9 protein-coding genes, 1 tRNA gene and 5 pseudogenes are annotated in these 21,130 nt (G+C 56.8%); 3 read left to right on the forward strand and 12 right to left on the reverse strand.

The genetic code is table 11. From position 1 onward, the window contains the following. Positions 1–380 precede the first annotated feature (380 nt). From OZX57_RS00260 to OZX57_RS00280, 5 genes and pseudogenes are all read right to left on the reverse strand, one after another. Positions 381–3,530 (reverse strand): BspA family leucine-rich repeat surface protein, encoded by a 3,150-nt coding sequence (locus tag OZX57_RS00260; RefSeq protein ID WP_277162253.1) that lies wholly within the window; start codon positions 3,528–3,530, stop codon positions 381–383. Positions 3,531–4,543: 1,013 nt separating this feature from the next. Beyond that, on the reverse strand, positions 4,544–7,150 hold the full coding sequence (locus OZX57_RS00265) for a hypothetical protein (RefSeq protein WP_277162254.1): 2,607 nt from the start codon (positions 7,148–7,150) through the stop codon (positions 4,544–4,546). 169 nt (positions 7,151–7,319) lie between these two features. Continuing rightward, positions 7,320–9,256 (reverse strand): annotated as a pseudogene (locus OZX57_RS00270) (lipid II flippase MurJ). Beyond that, positions 9,253–12,138 (reverse strand): DUF6049 family protein, encoded by a 2,886-nt coding sequence (locus OZX57_RS00275; protein ID WP_277162255.1) that lies wholly within the window; start codon positions 12,136–12,138, stop codon positions 9,253–9,255. The pseudogene OZX57_RS00270 and the gene OZX57_RS00275 overlap by 4 nt, the downstream one beginning before the upstream one ends. Continuing rightward, on the reverse strand, positions 12,096–12,752 hold the full coding sequence (locus OZX57_RS00280) for an NUDIX hydrolase (RefSeq protein ID WP_277162256.1): 657 nt from the start codon (positions 12,750–12,752) through the stop codon (positions 12,096–12,098). The genes OZX57_RS00275 and OZX57_RS00280 overlap by 43 nt, the downstream gene beginning before the upstream one ends. A gap of 524 nt (positions 12,753–13,276) precedes the next feature. Between OZX57_RS00280 and OZX57_RS00285 the strand changes: the two are divergent. Continuing rightward, positions 13,277–14,703: pseudogene (locus OZX57_RS00285) on the forward strand (CCA tRNA nucleotidyltransferase). A 184-nt stretch (positions 14,704–14,887) separates the two neighbouring features. Here OZX57_RS00285 and OZX57_RS00290 read toward each other — a convergent pair. From OZX57_RS00290 to OZX57_RS00320, 7 genes and pseudogenes are all read right to left on the reverse strand, one after another. Further along, positions 14,888–15,517 carry a LytR C-terminal domain-containing protein gene (locus OZX57_RS00290; protein WP_277162257.1) on the reverse strand — a complete coding sequence of 210 codons (630 nt, stop codon included), beginning with the start codon at positions 15,515–15,517 and terminating at the stop codon, positions 14,888–14,890. Between the two features lie 253 nt (positions 15,518–15,770). Next, a pseudogene (locus OZX57_RS00295) lies at positions 15,771–16,269 on the reverse strand (rRNA adenine dimethyltransferase family protein); the annotation flags it as partial. A gap of 114 nt (positions 16,270–16,383) precedes the next feature. Next, positions 16,384–16,788: pseudogene (locus OZX57_RS00300) on the reverse strand (rRNA adenine N-6-methyltransferase family protein); the annotation flags it as partial. Positions 16,789–16,900: 112 nt separating this feature from the next. After that, positions 16,901–18,441: pseudogene (locus tag OZX57_RS00305) on the reverse strand (G5 domain-containing protein). Positions 18,442–18,987: 546 nt separating this feature from the next. Further along, positions 18,988–19,061: transfer RNA gene (locus OZX57_RS00310), tRNA-Thr, on the reverse strand. 183 nt (positions 19,062–19,244) lie between these two features. After that, positions 19,245–19,856: a thioredoxin domain-containing protein gene (locus OZX57_RS00315; protein ID WP_277162258.1), complete on the reverse strand. Its 612-nt coding sequence runs from the start codon at positions 19,854–19,856 to the stop codon at positions 19,245–19,247. After that, positions 19,751–20,215 carry a hypothetical protein gene (locus OZX57_RS00320; RefSeq protein ID WP_277162259.1) on the reverse strand — a complete coding sequence of 155 codons (465 nt, stop codon included), beginning with the start codon at positions 20,213–20,215 and terminating at the stop codon, positions 19,751–19,753. The genes OZX57_RS00315 and OZX57_RS00320 overlap by 106 nt, the downstream gene beginning before the upstream one ends. A gap of 294 nt (positions 20,216–20,509) precedes the next feature. Between OZX57_RS00320 and OZX57_RS00325 the strand changes: the two genes are divergently transcribed. Then, a complete protein-coding gene (locus OZX57_RS00325) occupies positions 20,510–20,770 on the forward strand; it encodes a hypothetical protein (RefSeq protein WP_277162260.1) in 261 nt (86 codons plus the stop codon). Positions 20,771–20,938: 168 nt separating this feature from the next. Beyond that, a complete protein-coding gene (locus OZX57_RS00330; RefSeq protein ID WP_277162261.1) occupies positions 20,939–21,115 on the forward strand; it encodes a hypothetical protein in 177 nt (58 codons plus the stop codon). The last annotated feature ends 15 nt before the right edge of the window (positions 21,116–21,130 follow it).

Consider the following 21,130-nt stretch of genomic DNA (forward strand, 5'->3'; position numbering starts at 1 on the left):
TTCCGTTTTTGGTATAGCGATTCAAATAGCATCTACGGAAGAAATCATGCCGACGTTGTCGTAGACGACTTGGTATGTGTTGCCGCCGATAGTAGTTGTTGCAAAATGTGCAATAACTGGGATTGTCTTAAATTCTTCGCGTTGAGTAGGGGCTTCATTGCCTGTGTGATGAGGGAAAGATAAGAGTGGGGCGGGCGCCAGTTGGTTGGTTGGGTTTGATGTTGGCGTCCGCCCCGGTTGGTGTTCCCGCCCAGGGTGTTGGGTTCCAAGCGGGAAGTCTTTGATTGTTGTCCGCGCGGGAGTTGTGGGTTTTCGCGCGGGGATTGAGGTGGACAGTATGGTCCAGTCTGAACTTGCGGACTGGACCATACCGCCATGGACTATCTGTTGCGGTGTGCTCGGCGGCGGTCGCGCAGCGCGGTGGCCGTGGTGAGTAGAAGGAGCAGGGTGCCGAACGCGAAGGCAAGAAGCGTTGCGAGGCGTTGTGGCCGTCCGCCGGTGAGCGGCAGGGCAAAGAGATAGTAGCCGTTGATCTGTGTGCTTGGACTGGAACCGTAGAGGGATGCAGCAGTGCTGGTGGTCTCTCTCCAACGATCGGGAACAATGAGTGCAGCCTTGGCGGTATAGCTACCTGCATGATCAAGCAGAATGCTGCGGCTGTACGTGTGTGTCCAGGAGTGGTTGGTCGATCCATCCCATGCCGGCGGGGTTCCTGAATCGTTCCAGCTGGCGGTCTCGCACTGGCCGTCGGGGGCTGGGTCTGGCTTAAGACATACTTGGATGCCATTGGCCGAGGCTGACGGTTTGGCGGTGCCGTTCACGGTGATCTTGTAAGTGCTGGAATTGCGCTGTATGCCGTCGCTACTGATCGAGGGTACGGGGATAGCCTTCCATACCGGGTAGAGGGTGAGAGCTGCATTCCCGTGTTCGTTGGTTTCGGCTTGGGTGACTGCTGCCGTGACCCTGCGGAAGTCGGGGTCTCCCATGCGATAGGACGGCTCTGAAGCTCCGGCGGCAGTGGCCCATCCGCTTATCAAGGCGCCAGCCTTAGCCATGCCGCCGTTGTCGGTGGTCTTGAGCAGGGGCAGAGTGACGCGTGTGTTGTTATTGCTGGTATCGGTGAATGTTTTGACGGGATCGGGCGGGTTGCCGCTGTTGGATCCGTTATCAGAGAAGGAAATCGTCGTATAGGGAAGCGTGCCTTCCATGGTTGCCGTTGTCACCATTTCGCCGGTGTTCGGGTCAACCAGAGCGTTTTCTTGCTGAACAGTCAGGCTTATAGAATACTGGCTGCCTACTGGGTACACAGTCGTGAATCGGTCTATGGCGAAATAGGTGCTCCAAGAGGAAATTGCGGTGGAGTTCGTCCTGTAAGCGTAGTTGGCTTTGAGAAGCTGGGGCTGTGAATGGTTGAAAGATTCGGACCAGATATAGAGATCGTATAAACCTGGCTGGTTCGGCACGCTAGTGTCGGGAGGATTGAAGCCGAGTTGGGCGAATTGGTTATCGTCAGTTTCGGCCTGCCAGCGCCACGTTCTACCGTTTGAGCATCCCGGACCGTTTGGAGGGTCGATGCATCCCGGATATCCTGGCCCACCCATCATTTCCTGGAATTGGTAACTTTGGGGTCGGTATCCGCATAGTCTGGGAGAAATTCTGCTGTAGTCTGTCCCGGCAGGGCAAGCAACAAATGTCAGTGTTCCTCCATGAAAAGAAGGGTCGCTACTATCTGTAATGATTCCCCTGGCTGTTATGTGGCCCGGGTCGTCATTGTCGACAAAAGCACCTTCAACGCCAAAATCGCCGCCCAGGTTAAAGGAAATCTCATCCCCTGGCGTAGAGGCATTTGCGCAATAGGTTGCGTTCAAGCAAACCTTCACTGTGTTGTATTGCAGCGCGGTGCCGCTGACCTCGATGAGGTCGTTGTCGCTGCTGTAAACCACTTTTGAATTTGGCGGCAATGTTTTCCATTGAGCGTAAGCAGTGGCGACATAGCACACGAGTGTGTGGTCAGAGTCGTATTGAGGCTGGTACTGTGTTTGGTCGAGTGTAAGGTTCCCGCCGGGGGAGGCGCTGGCCCCGCTGCCATCGATGTTAGAAGTCCATTTGGTGATTTCCTTGTTTGGTCTTTTCAAGTCAACGGTTTCGGGTATAGCGAACGAGACCGTGGCGCTGTCGGTGTCGATTGGCGATTGTATCTGATTAGGCGTTGTGCCGATTCCGTCGTGTGCATTAAAAGACAGCTTCGCATACGGTATGGGTTGATTCATGTCAACACTTGCGTAGACCCATCTACCAGTGGCAGGATCTGTATAACTTGTGTCGATTGATGTATTGTAAATTGTTGATCTGTCAAAGTTAATACCGGAGATGGTAATGATACCACCGCCGCCGTTGGCTGTGTATGTATAGCTTTTGTTCTTTGCCCTGATTGTCTCGCCAGCGTAGAACTCGTTTGGGGAGTTCATTTTGATTTCGGCAGTCGGTTCTTGACCTGCCAATGCATGTATTTTCATGCTATTGAACGTTGCTGCTGCAATTTTTTTCCATTGCGCATAGAAAGTGATTGTTTTCTTGGTTCCTTGAGGGTAGGTGAAGGTTTTTTGGGCGGAGGAGTATGAATCGCCTGTTCCGTCTGGTGCGGTGTTCCAGCCGGTGAAGATATAGATATAAGTACTGCGTAATATACCAAATTGGGGATTGACTAAGTTGCTGGCTGAGGGGACGGTCAGTGTGCCTCCTGTATTCGTGCTGTCGAACCCTGATCCGGCTGAGGTCATATATGCTCCATATTGTCCGTATCCATTACCCGATAATGGAATGGGTGAATTGGGGTTAATGGCAAATACAACGCAGGAGACATCCTCGGGCACTGTTACGTCGTTGCGAATATAAGTTGCTGGATAGTGTGCAAATATTTGCAGAGGAGACAAGGGAGTGCAGTAATCACCTACCTTGCGCCACCAGTGGCTGTCATCGAGTCCAAGGTTTAACCAGGGATCGGGATAATCATGGATGATGGTGTTTGCGCCAAGTGTAAGTTTTTTCAAGGCAAAGGGAAGCATCCAACGCATGTAGTCTGAGGTGACGTGGCTGGTGTCGAAGTTGCTCAGGTCAAGTGTGGTGAGTACGGTGTTTTGGAACATGTAGCTCATGTCAGTGACGAGGCTCGTGTTGAAGTTGCTCAGGTTAAGGCTGGTGAGATTGCTGCAATCTTGGAACATGCTGTTCATGTTGGTGACGTGGCTGGTATTGAAGTTGCTCAGGTCAAGGCTGGCGAGACTGGTATCACTGAACATGTTGCTCATGTTGGTGACGTGGCTGGTGTCGAAGTTGCTCAGGTCAAGGCTGGTGAGGTTGTAGCACAAGTGGAACATGTTGCTCATATCAGTGACCTGACTGGTGTTCCACCCGCTTGTGTCTATGCTTCTGGGGTGTGATTGGACAGCACTGGAATAAAATAAATTCTTCGCGGAGGTGCCGGTGAGAGTAAGCGTGTGCCCTTGCATTTCGAAGCTGTTGAGATTCATGCAGCTGAAGGCGCCTACGTTGTTGTAGAGTACGTGGCCATTACTGAGCTCTGACGGAAGAGTGTAATCGTTGTTGATGGTAAGGTTGCCTTCGATAACGAGTCGATTAACGCTGTACCCTATGGCGGTTCTGTTCGGTTCGTAATAGTAGGAAAAAGGTAGCCATGGGAAACCTTGTCTAGTGTCGGCTGGTGCGGTGCCGCCGGTGAGGTGGAGGGTGCAGCTGCCCCCGCCGTCGTCGCTGACCTTCCATTGAACGTTGGAGCTTCCCCATTGTTGCCAATCCAAGTTTGCGCATCTTAAACTTCGTGGGCCGAATAGAACTGGAGACTCGAGCCGTGGCTGGCCGGAGCGGAGCATTTGAGCAGGTTGCGCAAGCTGCGTGGAATCGTTGGATTTTATAGCATCTGCGGATTTGACCCCATGTGCAGCCGTAATGGGTGACGGTGCTGTGCGAAGCTTGGCTATGGCCGGCTTGACTGCTGGGGCGTCGGAAGAAGCCGATTGTGCGGTAGGAACGTCGGAAACGGTGGGCTGTGGCGCCGGAGTGGAAGAAGACTGGCTGTGATGGACGGCCTGAACTGAGGATTTGCGTGATGCCAGCTGCGACGGTGCGGTGGCGGATGCGGAAGTTGGCTGAGAACCTACTGAATTGTCATGAAATTGCGGGGGGTAGAATATTCGATGTTAATGTAATGCACAATGCGGTTGAAACAATACGTATGACAAAACCCATGACCAAACCCTAACCCTAGAACATAATAGGACGCACCATCTCGGCCGAGAGGCGGCGTCCCGTAAATTCATTTACCAAACCAGTATAGCAGATTTGCAATACAAAATTAGCGCGTTGTATTAGTTTCGGATATTTTTGCATATAGTAGATGGGGAATTTCTACTACTCGCTTCTTGGAAGAATCGATTGCGTCTGCCGATGCGGAGAGTCCTTTTTGGAGTCGCTGGACGTGGCCAATGCGGGCCGACACAAAGGACAGCCCGCATCGTTTGCAGTTTTAGTACAGCTGGACGTGGTTGATGTAGAGGGAATGGTTCGGCAGAGAGTCCATGGGGACCCAGAGCAGGAAGTCCTGCGACTTGACGGGCTTTTGCAGCTTGACGTCGGTGGTGCCGCTCGCGTCGAAGGTGAACTGCGCGACCTGCTGGCCGGCGTTCGGGTCCTGTGCAGTGTTGGCGATGAGGTAGCCTGTGCCGCCGGATGTGCGGATCTGGACCACGAATCGGGTGACGGTGCTGGGCTCGCTCACGTGCATGTAATAGGCAAGGCCATTCTGACCGGCCGGGCTGCGATAGAACTCCTGCTTGTCGATGGTCAACGGCGTATTGTTCACCGGAATCGAAGGTGCGGGCACGGCTTGGGCGATTTTGTCGTCATTCGAGACCTTGGGTGCTGCCTCCGACTTCTCTCCGGATTTGGCCGAAGAGTCGCCTTGCTTGTTGGCATCGGCTTTTTGATCGGATTCGCCGTTGCCATTTTCAGCCTCAGCGCCGTTGCCCTGGGAGCCGAAAGGCACCTTGTTGACGTCGATGTCCGGCCACGGGTCGGAACTGGAGTGCTGCGAAGTGCTGGCGCCCGGCTTGTTTTCGTTGTGGCTGACCAGCGCATAGGCCGCGACTCCGGCCGCTGCGATGATTACTACGATCACGGCGACGATGGCGACCACCTTGGTCTTGAATTTTCCAAACAGCGGGGTATCGGCAATATCCTCGTCGGTGGGATTGATGGATTGTGCGGCCGCTTGGTTGCTTTTCTGCGGGGTGAAGCTTGGGGGCGTGACCGTTGAGCTCGCGGCCTCGATGGCCTCTTGCTCAGCCTCGAGTGCCTGCGCGGATTCGTGACCAGGCTCGATGAGGTTGCCATTGGTGTCGAGCAGCGGGATGCGGCCTGTCGCTTCGGTCCGATTCATCGGGCCTTCGGCAGAGGACATGCCTCCGTTGGCCTTGAGCGCGAAGTCGAATTGCATCGTCGGATTCGTGTTCTGCGGGGCGCTCGGGTCGAAGTCCGGGAAGATGGAATCGTCGGCGGTCGAATCGAGGGATTTGAAGGCGTCGGCCATTTCCGCGGCGGTCAGATCGTGCAAATCGAGGTGGGGGAAGATGCCGTCTTCGTTCGTTTCAGAAGCCGCCTTGGATTGTTGTTCCTCATTGCGTGTGCGGTTGCGTTGATGCCACCACTTGTTGGGGGACTTTTCTTGTCGATCGGAGCTTGAAGCGGAGCCGCTTTGCTTGGCGGGATTCGGCTTGGCAGAGGTTGATTCGGCGGCATTTGCTGCTGTGCTGTCAACAGTATTGGCAGTGCTGGAAGCGTTGGCGGACGAGCCGGTGTTTGCGCCTGTTTTTGGCGTTGATGGAGTATTCGGGGTCGCCTTGGCTTTCCCATTGCTTGCTGCGTTTACGGAAGACGATTCGGTGTTCTTGTTGCCCTTTGCGTTCTTGTTGGCATTCGCTTTTGCGGCATCAGCATTCGTGCCATTGCCACGCTTGCCGCTACCTGACTTGGCGCCGTGATTGGTTTGAGAAGTCGATGACTTGGCAGTGGCCGACATTGCCGACTTTGAATTGGACCCGGAAGCTGCGGCTGCAGATGCGGCTTTTGATGCAGAAGTAGCCGCCGCAGCTTCGGCGCCCTTAGCTGCCGAAGCGGCCTTGTTCGCCGATTGTTGTGTTGCATTCGCTTTCTTGGCTTTTCCGGCCTTCGTCGGTTTGCCTGCGCCGGCGGCCTGCCGTGCCCTGAACTGCAGCTGGTTGGCCGAAAGATTCTGCGGGAAATCAAGCAGATTGCCATGGCGAGAGGCGCGAAGCGGAAGCCTCAGAATGGAAGCCTCGCCGTCGCTGGTGGGCCTCTTCACCTCGCTGGTCGGGAGCTTGGCAAGCGGCTTCCAGTCACCAAGCAGGGCGACGAGTTCGGAGAGCGAGACCATGGAAAGGGTGGATTGCCCGTCCATGTTCTGCACTTTCAAGCCGCGCTCGCAGATAATCCGGAACTCCTCGGGTACGTCGTCGGGCAACGCAGAAAGGTCGAAGCCCTTGATTTCCGAGGTCCATTTGCCGGTGATCATGGCGTAGAGCAACGCGGCCAGCTCATGCACCGCCAGCATTTCAGGATCCATGTGCGGCATGTGCAAGGTGTCGGCGAACATGGCCTCGATGGGGGCGTCGGCGATTTGCACGCCCTTTGATGTAATACGAATGATGTCCGTGTTCAGGGCGCTCACCTTCAGATCATCGTGCAGCAGCGTTTCCAGGCCATCAGCCGTTTCCGCGATGATGGATCGCATGGCCTCGTAGCCGAGTTTGTGCGTGCCGTGGCCGAGGTAATTGTTGAGCGATAGCCCTTGGTCGAGATGGGTGATGAGCACGGGAAGGTCGCCGACGTGCTGAATCTGAATGATCGGCGTGAAATGCGGGTTGCGCGAAAGCGTGAGCGTCGACGCGATGGCTTCGAATGTCGGAATGACGGATTTGTCGGTGACGATGAAGAGTTGGCAGTCGCGCGCGAGGATGCGATCGTTGGCCTTCCAAGCCTCGAGGCCGGGTACGCTACGCAGCGGCGACACCAACGTATACCTGCTGATGATGATGTCTCCCAGCTGTGGCTTCATAATATCCTCGACCCTACGATGCAAAACCAGTATGAACGGATGTCAGGCGACAAAGCGCCTCTTCCATTCTATCCATGGCCGTAGCCGGAGAGAAAGTTTTTCTGACAAGGTTTTGTGTCGGTTTTAGCGCCGTGTTGCGATTTTTGTCGCGCGAAAGGCGCCTGGAGGATTACTCGGCTGCGTGATGACGCGGCGCTTTCGCAATCGCATCGTCGCTGCCGACTGTTGGCTCAGGCTCGTCGGGAATGCCGTAATTGCCTGGAATGCCAGCGTTTTCAATCTCCTCCGCTTCTGCGGAGTCGTCGTCCTGGCTGCTATCCGAAGGAGTCTCGCCGCTGGTGATGTCGCTATTGGCGATGTCGCTGTCGACGCGGCTCTCGTTGGCTTGGGCGATGTCGTTGGCGGCGCCATGATTTTCCGCATTGCTGCCGCCGGGAATCCTGATGCCGAACTTGCCGGCCAACGAGCGTGCAATCGGCATTAATTCGTGTGTACGAAGTACCCACAACGTGCCCACATAAAGCAGGATGATGACGATGGCCAGCACGCAGCAGACGCCGACGGCCTGGAACCAGTTCATGTGTCCGCCGCGTACGCCCGAGCCCGGCTCGATATCCGCGCGGAACAGCGCGTACACCGGGTAACGCAGCAGCAGACCGCCCGCGATCGCGACCAGCGTGGCGATGATGCCTTTGGTGTAGGTCGCCGTGATGCGCTTGCCGTCGATGTCACCGTTGAAGCGTTTGCGGATCATCACCAGCAACGTCGGGAACGAAAGAATATAGCCGGCAGCGCTCGAGAACGCCAGCAACGAAGCCCAGTTCGAGGGCGAGATGAAGAGGCAGCCAACGAGCAGAATGCCGATTTGGATAACATTTTGGATGACGACGAACAGGAAGGGATGATAGCCGTCCTCGAAGCCGTAGAACGTGCGCTGAATGAGCAGGTAGGCCGAGGAAATCGGCAGACTCAGCGAGAGCAGGCTCATTGGCGTGGCCATCAGCACCGCTTCCTTGACGCTGACGCTAGGAAGCAGGGCCAGCGCAATCGGCGTGGGCATCACAACGAAGGCGACGGTGAAGAAGCACATCATCAGCCACACGTTGCGTAGGGATTCGCTCGATCGCCGCGCGCGGCATCGATGTTGTGCTCGGCGATGGATTGCGCGATTTTCGGAAAGACTGCCGTGGCCACGGAGACGGCGATGAGCGAATACGGCAGGATGTAAATGGTGTAGGCGTTCTGGTACGAGGCGTTACCGGCGACGTCGAACTGGCTCAGGTGCTGCGCTGCGGCGGCTTTCTCGGGAATGCTGGTGAGCACGCGGGTATTGACGATGTTCGAGATCTGCCCGGCCACCACGATGCCGAGGCTCCACGCCGCCACAGATCCCATCGAACGCAGGCCGATGCCGCGGATGCCCCAGCTCGGGCGGTAATGGATGCCGATGCGGAAGAGCGGGACGAACAGAATCAGCGCCTGGAAGGCCACACCGAGCGTCCATGTACCTGCCGTGAGCGCCATCTTGCCGGGGGTCCAGTAACCGAGCGGCTGATGGCTCGAGCGGCCGAACAGCACGATAAAGATGGTGAAGCCAATGCAGCTGATGACGTTGGCACCCACCGAGCTCCAGGCATAGGTGCCGAAGTGGTCTTTCGCCGCTAGAATCTGGCCGATGACCGTGTAAAGCCCGTAGAAGAAGATCTGCGGGACGCACCAGAAGGTGAACGAGGTGGAAAGTGCGAGCATGTCCGACCCGGCGTGGACGTAAAGCCGGATGAGCAGCGGGGTGAGCGCCGCAACCAAAATGGTGACGCCGGCAAGCAGGATGATGGCGAAGGTGATGAGCTTGTTGAGCCGGTCTTCGGCGTCCTTGGCCTTGAGCGTGCGCACGATTTGCGGAACTAGAACGGCGTTGAAGATGCCGCCGGAGACGAGTGTGAAGATGACCTGCGGAATCGTAGAGCCGGCCTGGTAGGCGTTCGCCGCAAGACCGGTGGTGCCTAGGGCTGCGGCGAGCAAAATGGTGCGAACTTGGCCGGTGACGCGGCTCGCGGCCGTGCCCACGGCCATAACCATGGAATTATGACCTACAGAAGAACTCATTCGTCAGGATCTTTCTTACGATTGAATTGGCGCCACAAGCCGATGACCCCAAGGACCAGCGCGATGGCTATGAAAATGATGCCGCTCATGTCGCTCAGGCGCAAGGCACTAGTGATGCGTGTCGATTGCGGGGTGGAGAACTCCTCTCCGTTGCGGTCCATAAGCGACAGATGTGCCGTGGCAGTGCCGGAGGTCGAGACGCGTACGGTGAACGTGGTCTGGGCCTCGCTGCGGGCAGGGATGGAAAGCGTGACGAAGCGCGTGGTGACGATCTCCATCGAATCGGAAAGCGACGAAATCTTGACCGTGACCGGGTAGGGATGGTTGTTGCTCACCGTCACCGGCATTTTCGCGGACTCGCTCAGTACGGTGATGGATTCCGAAGGGGTGATGGTGATGCCGTTCATCAGTTGGCTGGCGAGGTTTTGGGCGCTCGCGGTCATACGTTTGGCGACGGCGTTGTCGCTGGAAAGCGCATGTAGAGCCATGGTGTTTTGCATGGTGGCGATGGCGGTGATCCAGTCGCAACCGTTCTTGGAACGTTTCGCCGTCGTATCGGCGTCTTGGCGGGCCAGAGCCTGTACATCTCCGGTATCGGTCTTGTTGCTGGCGTTGCCGCCGCCGTTGGCATTGTTGGTCCCGTTTGCGAGCGTTGAGGATGACGCGTTGCTGGAAGCGTCGGACTTATTCGATTTGTCGGATTTGTCCGCGTCGCTGGAAGAGGTGTTGGAATCTGCCGACTGGCTCGATTTTCCGCTGGCGGCTCCACCTGATTCGGAACCTGAACTTGCGCCGGAATTTGACCCCGATCCCGAGCCTGACGAAGAGCCGCTCTGCCCGCTTTGCGCGTCGCTTCCCGTCGATGATTTGGCGGAGGATTCGTCGAGAATGGAGGTGCTGAAGCGATCGATGTCGTTTTTGCTGGCGGCAAGTCCGGCAAGGGTTTGCCGCATGCGGTTCAGCACGGAAACGTGGATATTCGGAGAACTCGGCACCAGTGCGACGGCCTTTTCGCCGGAAAGATAGGCCGTGCTCTGGTTGAGATCGTTCAGACTGCTCAGCTTGAGCCAAGGGGCCTGCTCCACCGTCTGCATCAAGGTGCTCGCATCCTCCGCGGCGTCCTCGGAAGTGGCGGTTCCGATGTCGAAGCAGACCAGCAGATTGCGGTCGGCATACGGGCTTTCCATCTGGTAGAAGGCGCTTTGGGCCATGAACCGGGCTAGCCTGCCCGCCGCGCTCGATTCGCCGTCCACCGTTTTGTCGGTGGGCTTGCCTTGCGCGAGCGTGCTGAGCACGTCCTGCGCGGTGAGCACGGTGACGTCACCTGCCGAGGTATGGATGATGTATTTGCCGGTGTGGATGGTGGAATTGGTGTTGCTGTTGCCGGCAGCGGACGTGTCGAGCGCGATAACGGTGGAATACCCTTGTTGCACGGCGGTTTGCAGTGATGCCATCGTCCATTGCCCGCGGCCCGGCCAGGCGTAAATGGTTGGGTTGGCTTTGGTGTCGCCGAGCGCTGAACGGAATTCCTGCACGCCGGTTTCTGCATTCCATGCCTTGGCCGTGACACCCGCCTTTTCGTAGGCAGCGCCGTCGTTGAGGGCCGAATATGTGGTGATATCGAAGTCGCCGGGCTGCATGATGCCGCTTGATGCAGGTGGCACGGAAAGGCTCTGCGCCAGCGTCGGATCGGTGATTACCTGCAATCCCGGATGCTTGCTGATGAGCTGGTCGGTGGCTTGGGGCAGCTTGCCCGCATTGACGATTTTGGCGGTGTCGCCCTCGCCGGTGGTCATGAATTGCGTCAGTTTGTCGTTGTCTGTCTGCCAGCTGTTGCTGGTCAGCGGCATGGCGATGGTGATGTTCAGTGGTGGGGTGCTGGCGCTACTGAGCCCATCGTTGGAGCGGGTTAGGAAGGTGTGGATGGTTTTGGTGCTCGTCGTCGATGAGGACGCGGAACCTGATCCGTTGTCGTTCGGATTTGCGGGGAACGTGTAATCGATGCGTACCGGCTTCGGCCCCCAGGAAGTCATGTTTTTGAGGCTTGGCTGATTAGGGTCGGCGTCGATGTTGACGCTCGTCTTGCTGCCTTTGGCGATTTGTGCAACCGCGACCTGACCGAGCTGGTTGGGCGTCTGAATCCGTGAATTTCCTTGCGCCCACTGCTGCAGATTCGAGCGTGAGGCGAAGGTGTAGGAATCGTTGGCAGACACGGTCAGCGTGCCGGCGGCGATAGTGGCATCGCCGGTGTTTTCGATGGTGGCGGTGAGGTGATAGCCGGAGGTCGAAGTAACTACTGGTGTCGAGGATTCGATGGTGATTTTGGCGGTTTTATCGTCGTCGCTGCTGGTCGTGCTCGTGCTCGCCGTGTCGTCTTGCGAATCGTTGGTTGCGGCGTTCTGGCTTGACGTCGATTTTCCCGAAGTTGACGAGGAACGGTTCGAAGCGTGTGGCGTCGTTGGTGACGTTTGCCGGTTGGATGATGATGATTTGGAAGACCCGTTTTGCGACGGTGTCGTCGGCTGTGTTGGCTGCGTCGAAGGTGCGGGCTGTGCCGGCGTGGCAGGCTTGGACTGCTCGTTGCTGTTGCCGGGGTTGCTGCTGGAGTCCGGTGTGCCTGTCGAAGTGCCTGGAATCCCGGATTCATCGGGTTGCGGCGTGGTTTCGGAAGGTGAATTCGCTTCCGGTGGATCGGCCGCCATGGCCATGTCCGCAGGCAGAACCAACGCGAAAGCGCACAGCATCGCAATCACCGAGGCCACAAATGCCGATACACGCTTGGATATGGTTGGCCGTTTGCCGCGCGTATTGCCGGCGGTGATGCAGGGGTGCGAGTGTTTCAACCTTCTGCCTGCCTGTTCAGTTTCTTGGCGTAAAGCCATGCGATTTTACGTTCGTTAGGATAACTCAGCACATTGTCAAGATCGTCGAAATCCACCCAAATGGCGTCTTCGGCCTCATGGTCGGGGTCGCCCTCCACCGTCAGCGTTCCGCCGATCTGATGCAACGCAAAGTGATGGACCAACTTATGCACGCGCTCGGACTGGCCGGTGAACCAATAGTCGATGGTAGCGATGGAATCCACGACTTCGCCCAGAATTCCGGTTTCCTCGTGCACCTCGCGAACCGCGGTCTCTTCCGGCGTCTCGCCCTTTTCGATATGGCCTTTCGGCAGGCACCATTCGAGGTGGCCGCTGCGCGAATGCCGGGCGATGAGCGCGACTCGGTTGTGTTCGTCGAAAATCAAGCCGCCGGCTGAATATTCGCGCGCGACAGGCAGCTCCTGGGCGTCGAGCGTGGCGAATTTCGTGGGTCCGTGGGCGGCACGATGATGCGGCATCATCTTCGGTGTGGGCGCCCCGTCCGGCTCGATGAAGCGGACGATGCGCTCCTCAGATTCCGAGGTATACAGCAGCTTGTCGTGCTGGTCGTCATTTTGGGCATGCTCGCCCGAGGCATTGGCTATCATGCGAGCCAGGTCTGCGGGCGTTATCATACAACCCAGCTTACTCAGACGGATGTGCAGGTAGGGTAACGGAATGCTTTTCGTTGTGATACGGCCATACTAATTCGTTGGCAGCTTTTGGCGGGCATGTTGCCAATCTCTATATAAGCCGTGAGGTTATGCTGGATTTGCAGCGCGGCATAGCACGGAATTCCGTTTAAGGTTCGCAACGAGTTCCCTGCTGCATGTATTACGTTATTGGAAATGAGAAATGGCTGAATACCAACGAATCGTATTTTCGACTATCGTGCATCTGCAGCACGGAACCGTTTTTATGACAGCTTCTTGCTTCCCTGCTGCGATGGCTGCGCGTATAAAAATATAGAATGGCGTGTTTTCAGCGAATCGTATTTTCGATGAATGACCGTGGGCAGCACGGAAGCCGTGCTGATGCCTTTGAATCCTTCAGTGCTGTGAATTGCTGTATGGATGATTGAATTTTCGGTTCCTGTGTGTGCGTGCAACGGTGACGGTATGCTGGAAAGCGCGTGAAATTCGAATGTTGGAGGCAAATCGTGGAGTTTGAGGTGTGGCCTGAGGCCATCGAGCTGGGGCACATGTTTGCAGAGCAGGGGTACGAGCTTTCGCTGGTGGGCGGGCCTGTGCGCGACCTGTTGCTGCATCGTAAAAGCCATGACCTCGACTTCTGCACTTCCGCGCGGCCCGAGCAGTTTGAGCCGATTTTGAAGCGTTTCGGCCATGATGGCTTCTGGGACATGGGCCGCAAATTCGGTACGTTGGGCGCGATGCGGCGCCGCAAGGACGGTACCGAAGTCAAGGTTGAAGTCACCACGTACCGCTCCGATACGTACGACCCCGATTCCCGCAAGCCCGAAGTAAGCTATGGCGATTCGCTTGAGGGCGACCTTTCGCGGCGCGATTTCACCGTCAACGCGATGGCATTGAGCGTGCCCGATTTGAAGTTCGTCGATCCGTTTGGTGGCGCCAGCGATTTGTCGAAAGGCATCCTGCGCACGCCGGTCGATCCGCGCCAATCCTTTGAGACGACCCGCTGCGCATGATGCGTGCGGTGCGTTTCGTCGCCCAGCTCGGCTTCCGCATCGAGCCGGATACCGCCGAGGCCATCACCGACATGGTCGACCGCATTTCCATCGTTTCCGCCGAGCGTGTGCGTGACGAGATCACCAAGCTGCTGCTGTCCGAGCGCCCGCACGAAGGCATCGAAGCACTGGTCGATTCCGGCTTGGCCGATATCGTTTTGCCTGAGATTCCGGCACTGAAGCTGGAGATTGACGAACATCACCGCCATAAGGATGTTTTCGAGCACACGCTGATGGTGCTCGACCGCGCGATTGCGCTGGAAACTGGCCCTGACGGCCCGGTGCCCGCGCCTGACCTGACCCTGCGCCTGGCCGCGCTGCTGCACGACATCGGCAAGCCCGCCACGCGCCGTTTCGAGCCGCACGGCAAGGTGAGCTTCCATCATCACGACGCGGTGGGCGCCAAAATGGTGCGCAAACGCCTGAAAGCGCTGCGTTTCGACCATCATCTCATTTCCGATGTCAGTGAGCTGGTGAACCTGCATCTGCGCTTCCACGGTTACGTCGATGAACCGTGGACCGACTCCGCTGTGCGCCGGTATGTCAAGGATTCCGGACACCTTTATGAGCGTCTGAACCGCCTGACACGCGCCGATGCCACCACGCAGAACAAGCGCAAGGCATTGGTGTTCTCCGAGGCGATGGATGAACTGGAAGCGCGCGTTAAGGAACTCAAGGAGAAGGAGGACTTCGACGCGATTCGTCCAGACATCAACGGTAACGAAATCATCGAAATCCTAGGTATCAAGCCGGGCCCGGAGGTCGGCCGTGCCTACAAGCACATGCTCGACTATCGCCTGGATCACGGCCCCGCCGACCACGACACAGCCGTCACTGAGCTCAAGCGCTGGGCCGCCGAAGAGGGCTTAATCGTTAAGTAACTGCAAAGAAAGCTTGTGCGGGCCGTTAACTGAAGCCAACGACCCGCACAAATCAAATTAATATAGGACGAAGTAATAGGCCGCCTTACCGGTGAAATCCAACGAGGCGAAGCTTTAAAAACCCGGCTGATGCCTCGAGGTTTCTAGATTTTGGCGATATGTGCGGGAAATCAATTTCGGGCAATTATTGATTGGTCTGGCGGAAATCCTTGGGGAGCTTGGACTGGTCGACTTTGCTCGGCAGAGTGCAGCCTTGGATATTCTTGATTTTCGAATTGAAGATCGGTGCTGATTCCTTGGGAGCCAGATCGGTGAAGGTCGAGCCGATAATCACGCTGACAACCCCGTCCTGCCTGCTGTCCATCACCAGTTTCGCGTCCGTGAAGTTGCCGTAGAGCGTGTAGGCCTGCCAGATGTTGTTCATCCCGTAGTAGATGGTCGTCCGTTCCTCTTTGCGAGAGGAGAAGTTGCCGACGGCGGTCACGTTGAAATGGCGGTTTTCCAAAGCGTCACCGACTGCCTTGGCAAGACCGACCGATTTGGTTCCGTTGAGCACATTGACTTCGACATCGCTGTTTTGCATGTACACCGCGGGGCTTTTGTCCGGGTCGTTGGAAGCGCAGACCAGAGTTGAACCGAAATTCGTTTGGGCCTGCGGCACCCCGGCGTTGCTTTTGCCGATGGTATGGAAAAAGACGAAGAACGAGATGACCAGCGCGACGACCATGATGGCTGCAAGCGTTGAAAACACACGCACCTGACGGTGATGCACATATTGCTTGCGTGCTTCGCGTTCATCACTAAATTGCTGCATTGTTCGTTCCTGTCAACCCGTGCCCGTTCCTCGTAAGCGCATAAAATTCATTTGACGCGCAGAAAGTTTGGCGAAATATCGACGTTTTCACTCTACCGTGAGAGTGTGACGCGCGAAACGGTGCCGAGCCGCGCGGCGAAGTCTGGTGTCGGAGCCGTTGTCAAAGTCTATTTTGCCTATCTTTTATCCATCTGCCCCATACGTTTTTCGGTTCGGACGGCCTTCAAATGCGCGATAGTGCAGCTAGTGTATGTCAGCTTTCCACAGCAGCGTCTAGCGCAACGAATTCGTTAATGGTGAGGGTCTCGCCGCGTCTCGTTGGATCGATGCCGGCGGCTGCGAACGCTTCATCTGGTACCAGTTTTTTCAAGGCTGCATGCAAAGTTTTGCGGCGTTGGCCGAAAGCGGCGTCAATGAGCTGGAATGCCTTCTGCCGATTGGCTTTTGAGGCTATATTGTGTCCGTCGCTTTCTTCGGCGTAACGCGTAAACGAAACCAGCGCAGAATCGACGTTCGGTGCAGGCCAGAAAACGTTGCGGCCGACAAGCCCGACGCGTTCGGCGCGGCCATACCACGCCAGTTTCACACTCGGGGTGCCGTAGATCTTGGAACCCGGTTTAGCCGCGAGCCGGTCGGCCACTTCTTTTGCACCATCACGAGGAAATGATCGAGGTTCTCAAATCGTTCGAGCAGTGTCAGCAATATCGGTGTCGCCACGTTATATGGCGGCAGTCGGAAACGAGTGTAAAAGAGTTGTTGGATGCAGTCGCGGATGGTGTCGCATTATCGTTCGCGGTATCTGCGCGGGAATTTTCCTTGGCTTCTGTAGACAAGACGTTATCGTTGCCGTTGCTCGCCGCGGTCCTGTTCGGAGCAAATTCTGGCAGAGTCTCAGGACTCAGGCTCATCGCGTCAGCATTGATGACCGTAAGACGATCGACCGCTTCTGGCATAAATTCGGCCACGGTCTCAGGAAGCCGTGCCGCCAGCGCCGGATCGATTTCTACTGCGGTAACGGCAGCTCCGGTTTCCAGCAATGCCAAGGTAAGCGATCCCAGCCCCGGCCCGACTTCAAGCACGCGGGTGTCAGCGGTTACTCCGGCCTCGCGCACAATGCGCCGCACAGTTCCGGGGTCGATGACAAAGTTCTGCCCGAATTTCTTGGTTGGGCTAATCCCAGCCTCGGCCGCAATCCGCCGGATATCCGCTGCCCCCAGTAGGTGGCCTGTGTGTGCTGTTTCAGTTGATGTGGCTTTTATCGTGTCTTCCATTTCCTGTGCCCCGGCTTCGGCCGGCATGTTCCTCGATGCTCGCTCGTTCATGCTTTTAACATACCCTCAGCTCACGAGTCATGGATTTCTGCCGTCCCGGTAATCATGCGTATCAGTAGCTGCCGGTTTGTTGCCAGTGGCGCCAAGCTCCTGTTGGGCTGCCGTACTTGTTGTGAATGTAGTTCAGGCCCCAGTCGATTTGGGTTCCGGCGTTGTCCAGCCAATCGTTGCCTAAATCGGCCATCTTGCGGCCGGGATATGACTGCGGGATGCCATAGGCGTTGTTGTATGGATCGTCGCGGCCGTTATTGTAGTACTGTGCATTCCAGCGCCAGCCAGATTCCTTGTTCCATATGTTGATGAGCGGTTGGCAATCCCCTTGGCCCCAGCCCCAGCCGCTATGCTGCATCACCATTGCGCAGGCGTAGGTCTGTGCCACTGTTGCGGAAGCGTGCCACAAACCGTTATGCCCAGGCGTTGAAGGTGCGGGGGCCGGAGCCGGTGCAGGGCTCGGCTGTTGCGGGGTCTGCGGTTGCTGAGGCTGTTGTGGTTGCTGGCTGGGTTGTTGCGCAGGAACGGAAGGCGTGCTCGGCTGACTGGGCTGCTGTGGTTGTGAGGGCGTTGAAGGAGCTGGCACAGACGAAGTTGAATTGTCATTCGAGTTGTCGTCTTTGCCGGAATCGTTATTGCTGCTCGACCCGTTGTCTGTACCTGTTCCGGTGTCACTGCCGTTATCGTTGCCGTTGCCGCCCGAAGGCGCGGGCGTGGTGGGTGTGCTGGGTGCAGCAGGGGCTGCCGGTGCGGCCGGGCCGACGGCCACAACTTGGTCGAGTGCTGCTTGTGTGACGGTTTCGGACTTAAGCGTCGAGCTTTCGGCCTGACCGTCGACGTAGGTGACGTCATAAACCTGCTGTTTGTTGCCGTTCTGGCCAGCCTGGCGAATCTCGGTCTGGCCGGGTTGCAGGTTTGAATCGACCACCGTGCGCGTAGAGAAGGGCAGACTGACGTCCTTCGTCTCCTGGCCGTGGGTGACGCGCTGGACGCGCAGGATGGTCTGCCCGTTTTCCTCGCTGACGCTGACACGATCGTCCTTACCGATGGTGATGTTCTTGGAATCGAGAATCGAGGCAGCCGTAAGCTTGCCGTTGGGCGCGACGGAGGTCTTGCCGTCGGCAATCACCGTGACCGGGCCGTCCTTGTTGATGACGAACCCGCCGGTGAGCTGGTTGTAGACGTTGCCGACGTTGACCGATACCTTTGCGGCGTTCTTGTCGTTCGCTTTGAAGAAGCCGAGCAGCTGGTCGGCGCTGGTGGCGTAGGTCCAGAAAGGCACTTCCTGGCCTTCGATGTTGATGGTGGTTTGATAGGCGCTGCGCACGGTGACCACGTCGTGGTCCTTCAGCCCAGCCCTGTCGTCGGTGGAGTCGATGAAATCGTGAGATTTGGTTTTGACGCCTGCTCTTGAAGCAGTCTGGGCACGCTCGTTGCATAGGTGACGACGGTTTTGGTCTCGCCGTTAACGGTCAGTGCCACCGTTTTCCTAGCCGTAACTGCAAACATACCGACGCTGGCGAGCGTCACCGCCGCCGCACAAATCGCCACGCGAATTCTACGCAACGTCACAAAGCGTCGCGGAGTCCATCGACGTGCCATCCAAGCCCCCTGAAGAAATGTTCAGGCATGTTTTGCATGCCTAGCCTTGCTATCTGCCGTCCAGTCTAGCGGCTTCACCTTAAAGGCTGCAATACGGAAAGAAAATATGGAGTCAAGATTTTGCAAAGACGATACAGGATTACAGTTTGCATGATATGAGAACGGCCAAGGTATTTGATTGCCTCGATGCAATTCCGGCAAAAGCCATGAATAAAAGATAAGAGGGAACAGGGGCGGGAGAGAAGGGGATGTTCCCGCCCCTAAAGGACGAAGCAAATTGGGGGAAGTTTCGCCCTTGGACGTTGTCTCCATCCAGAAGACAACGCTAACTTACTCGAGCTAAGAGTAAGACCAGCTCCCCTTTCACGCTGGAAATGCGGCAACCAACATGCCCGGTCGCCACAACGCACGCAACCCACTCTCGTGGGCCACTGTTATCACTACAAACTACATAACGATCAAAGCATATTGCCTGCCTTAATCGCGAACACAGCACTACTAATTGCTGCTTGTTTCTCTCCGTCTCACCGCTTCATTGCTCCGGTGAGCCTCCTGTCGGGATCGAACCGACGACCTGCCGCTTACAAGGCGGCTGCTCTGGCCATCTGAGCTAAGGAGGCGTTGGCTTCCTATCGTATCCGACAGAAACCAGACAGAGCATTACTTTAACAGTAAGGCTCGATTAGGCAGACATGTTGCGGGTCAATTCGACGCTGAGGAAATGAAAAACCGGCGGGCAGATACTCGCTGTATCTGCCCGCCGGATTGCATCAGGGATATACCGAATGCTCGTGGCTCCGTGACTACTGCAAGGACTCAGGCGCTCCCGCGCTGCCGATCTTCGGCAGCACACCCTTCTGGCCGACTTGGGATTCCTTGAGGCCCAGCGATTTCAGTAGGGCTTGCTGCTGAGGAAGTCGCAGCTGGGAGATTTCGGTCTGGTCGATGAGCGTGCCGTTGATGGTGACAGCAGGCGTGCTCATACTGCCCTTGTTCTGTCCGGACTGGTTCTGCAGCTCGGGGCGGCTGACCGTGTAATTGTAAACGGCCGTAAGCCACTTGTTGTACTGACCGTCGAACGCCTTGTCGATGACCGCTTCGGGGACACCGGCCTTAAGCGCCTGTGCCTTGATCTTGTCGTTGCCGGTCGCCTTGTAATCCGGGCCTTCGGAGGGCTGGTAGTCCTCGCTGTAAAGGTTGCTGACGAAATTCATCAGGTGTTCGGTGTTCGGGTCGTTGCTGGCGACATAGAGAATGGCGCCAGAGGCACGGGTGGAGTACTGGTCGGTGGAATCCTGATCGAGGAAGTTCATGGGGTGGTAGACCAGGTTGATCTGGCCGGCGTTGACCATTTTGTCAAGGTCTCCGTCGATCTGGCGGTGCAGTGAACCGCAACCGGGGCACAGCGGATCCATGTAGATCTCGACCGTAGGCGCCTTGTCGACCTTCTTGCCGTAGCCATCCTTGAAATGAGGATGCCGCCCTTCTTATCGGCGACGGTGGGCTTGACCTTTACCTTCTGCAAGGCGCTGTATGAAGCATCAGGCGTTACCTTCTTCGCTTCCGACTTCTTATGGATGGAGCGGAGCGAGACGATGGCGATGACGGCAACGAGCACCACGATGACGGCGACGACAATGCCTCCGATAATGGTCTGCTGCTTGCGTTCCTTGGCGGCGGCTTCCGCCTGCGCGCGTTCCAGCGCCTCTTGCTCGGCCTGGCGCCTAGCCCGGGCCTTACGTTTCTGCGACTTGTTAGTGCTCTGTTGTGCCATATGTCCTTCTTTGTGGTTACCTCGTAGCCGAGTGTCGTCAAACCTCAATACTTACGCGGTTTGAGCGGCCAAAGCAACAAGTTACTCAAAAAAAAAAATGAGTGCTCTCTTATTTTGCTCGTATGGGTAGATGAATCTCCGAGAGCTGAGGGTGGCGATATTGCGAAAAGTCAGAGTTGTGGGTTGGGCAGAGGAATCCAATCGATTTGATGATTCGTAAGTATCAAGGTGAGAGCAGCCACCGTGACGATAAGCCATGTAATTAGTAGGATCCAGTGCCAAGTCGAATGACGCTTGGATTTGACGGTTTCTTTGGTGTCGGTGTCTTCTTCGTCGTTCGGTTCGCTGATTTGGGAGCCGCCGTATTCGCCGTTTGGTGACGGGACGGTTGCGGCGGTCGCCCTGTTGGTAGCGGCGTCCGAACCGGTGCCGGATTTGGGTTTTGAGCCGCGCAGCTTTGCCAGCGCCGATGTCCAGCAATGTCGTTTTCGGGCCAAAGACGGCGATGATCCAAGCTGCGGCCATGAATATCGCGAGCAGGAGGCTCGAATATGAGAGAGAAAGATCGGCCGATAGGGGAAGCGGGATGTGCCACGAGCCGATGGTCAACTCGACCATTCGTGTGGGCAGGCCAGAGACGAGGCTGACCACGACTGGCCCCACACTGGCGATAAGTGCCATGATCAACGTTCTGGGAATGGTGAAAACTAAGGCTTTGAGGATATGCCATGGCAGGCTGGCCAAGCGCAAAAATATGTCGCCTCGCTTGCGGACGCCACCGTGCTTGGCCTCGCGCTCCAGCTGAGCCTCTTCGCTGTATCCAACCGCAAGCAAAAGCCACAGAAGGGCAGCGGCGCAACAGATGGAGACCATCGGGGCTGCGGCCGAAAGCAGCGCTAGCGGAATTGCTGCCAG

The sequence above is a fragment of the Bifidobacterium sp. ESL0682 genome (assembly GCF_029392815.1).
In the GTDB taxonomy this organism is placed as follows: domain Bacteria; phylum Actinomycetota; class Actinomycetes; order Actinomycetales; family Bifidobacteriaceae; genus Bifidobacterium.

Bases quoted from the DNA above. Each gene is read 5' to 3' on its own strand.
- OZX57_RS00260 (WP_277162253.1), bottom strand. From the start codon at position 3,530: ATGAATCTCAACAGCTTCGAAATGCAAGGGCACACGCTTACTCTCACC.
- OZX57_RS00265 (WP_277162254.1), bottom strand. From the start codon at position 7,150: ATGAAGCCACAGCTGGGAGACATCATCATCAGCAGGTATACGTTGGTG.
- OZX57_RS00275 (WP_277162255.1), bottom strand. From the start codon at position 12,138: ATGGCTTTACGCCAAGAAACTGAACAGGCAGGCAGAAGGTTGAAACAC.
- OZX57_RS00280 (WP_277162256.1), bottom strand. From the start codon at position 12,752: ATGATAACGCCCGCAGACCTGGCTCGCATGATAGCCAATGCCTCGGGC.
- OZX57_RS00290 (WP_277162257.1), bottom strand. From the start codon at position 15,517: ATGCAGCAATTTAGTGATGAACGCGAAGCACGCAAGCAATATGTGCAT.
- OZX57_RS00315 (WP_277162258.1), bottom strand. From the start codon at position 19,856: ATGGATCCGCTGTGCCCCGGTTGCGGTTCACTGCACCGCCAGATCGAC.
- OZX57_RS00320 (WP_277162259.1), bottom strand. From the start codon at position 20,215: ATGGCACAACAGAGCACTAACAAGTCGCAGAAACGTAAGGCCCGGGCT.
- OZX57_RS00330 (WP_277162261.1), top strand. From the start codon at position 20,939: ATGCCATGGCAGGCTGGCCAAGCGCAAAAATATGTCGCCTCGCTTGCG.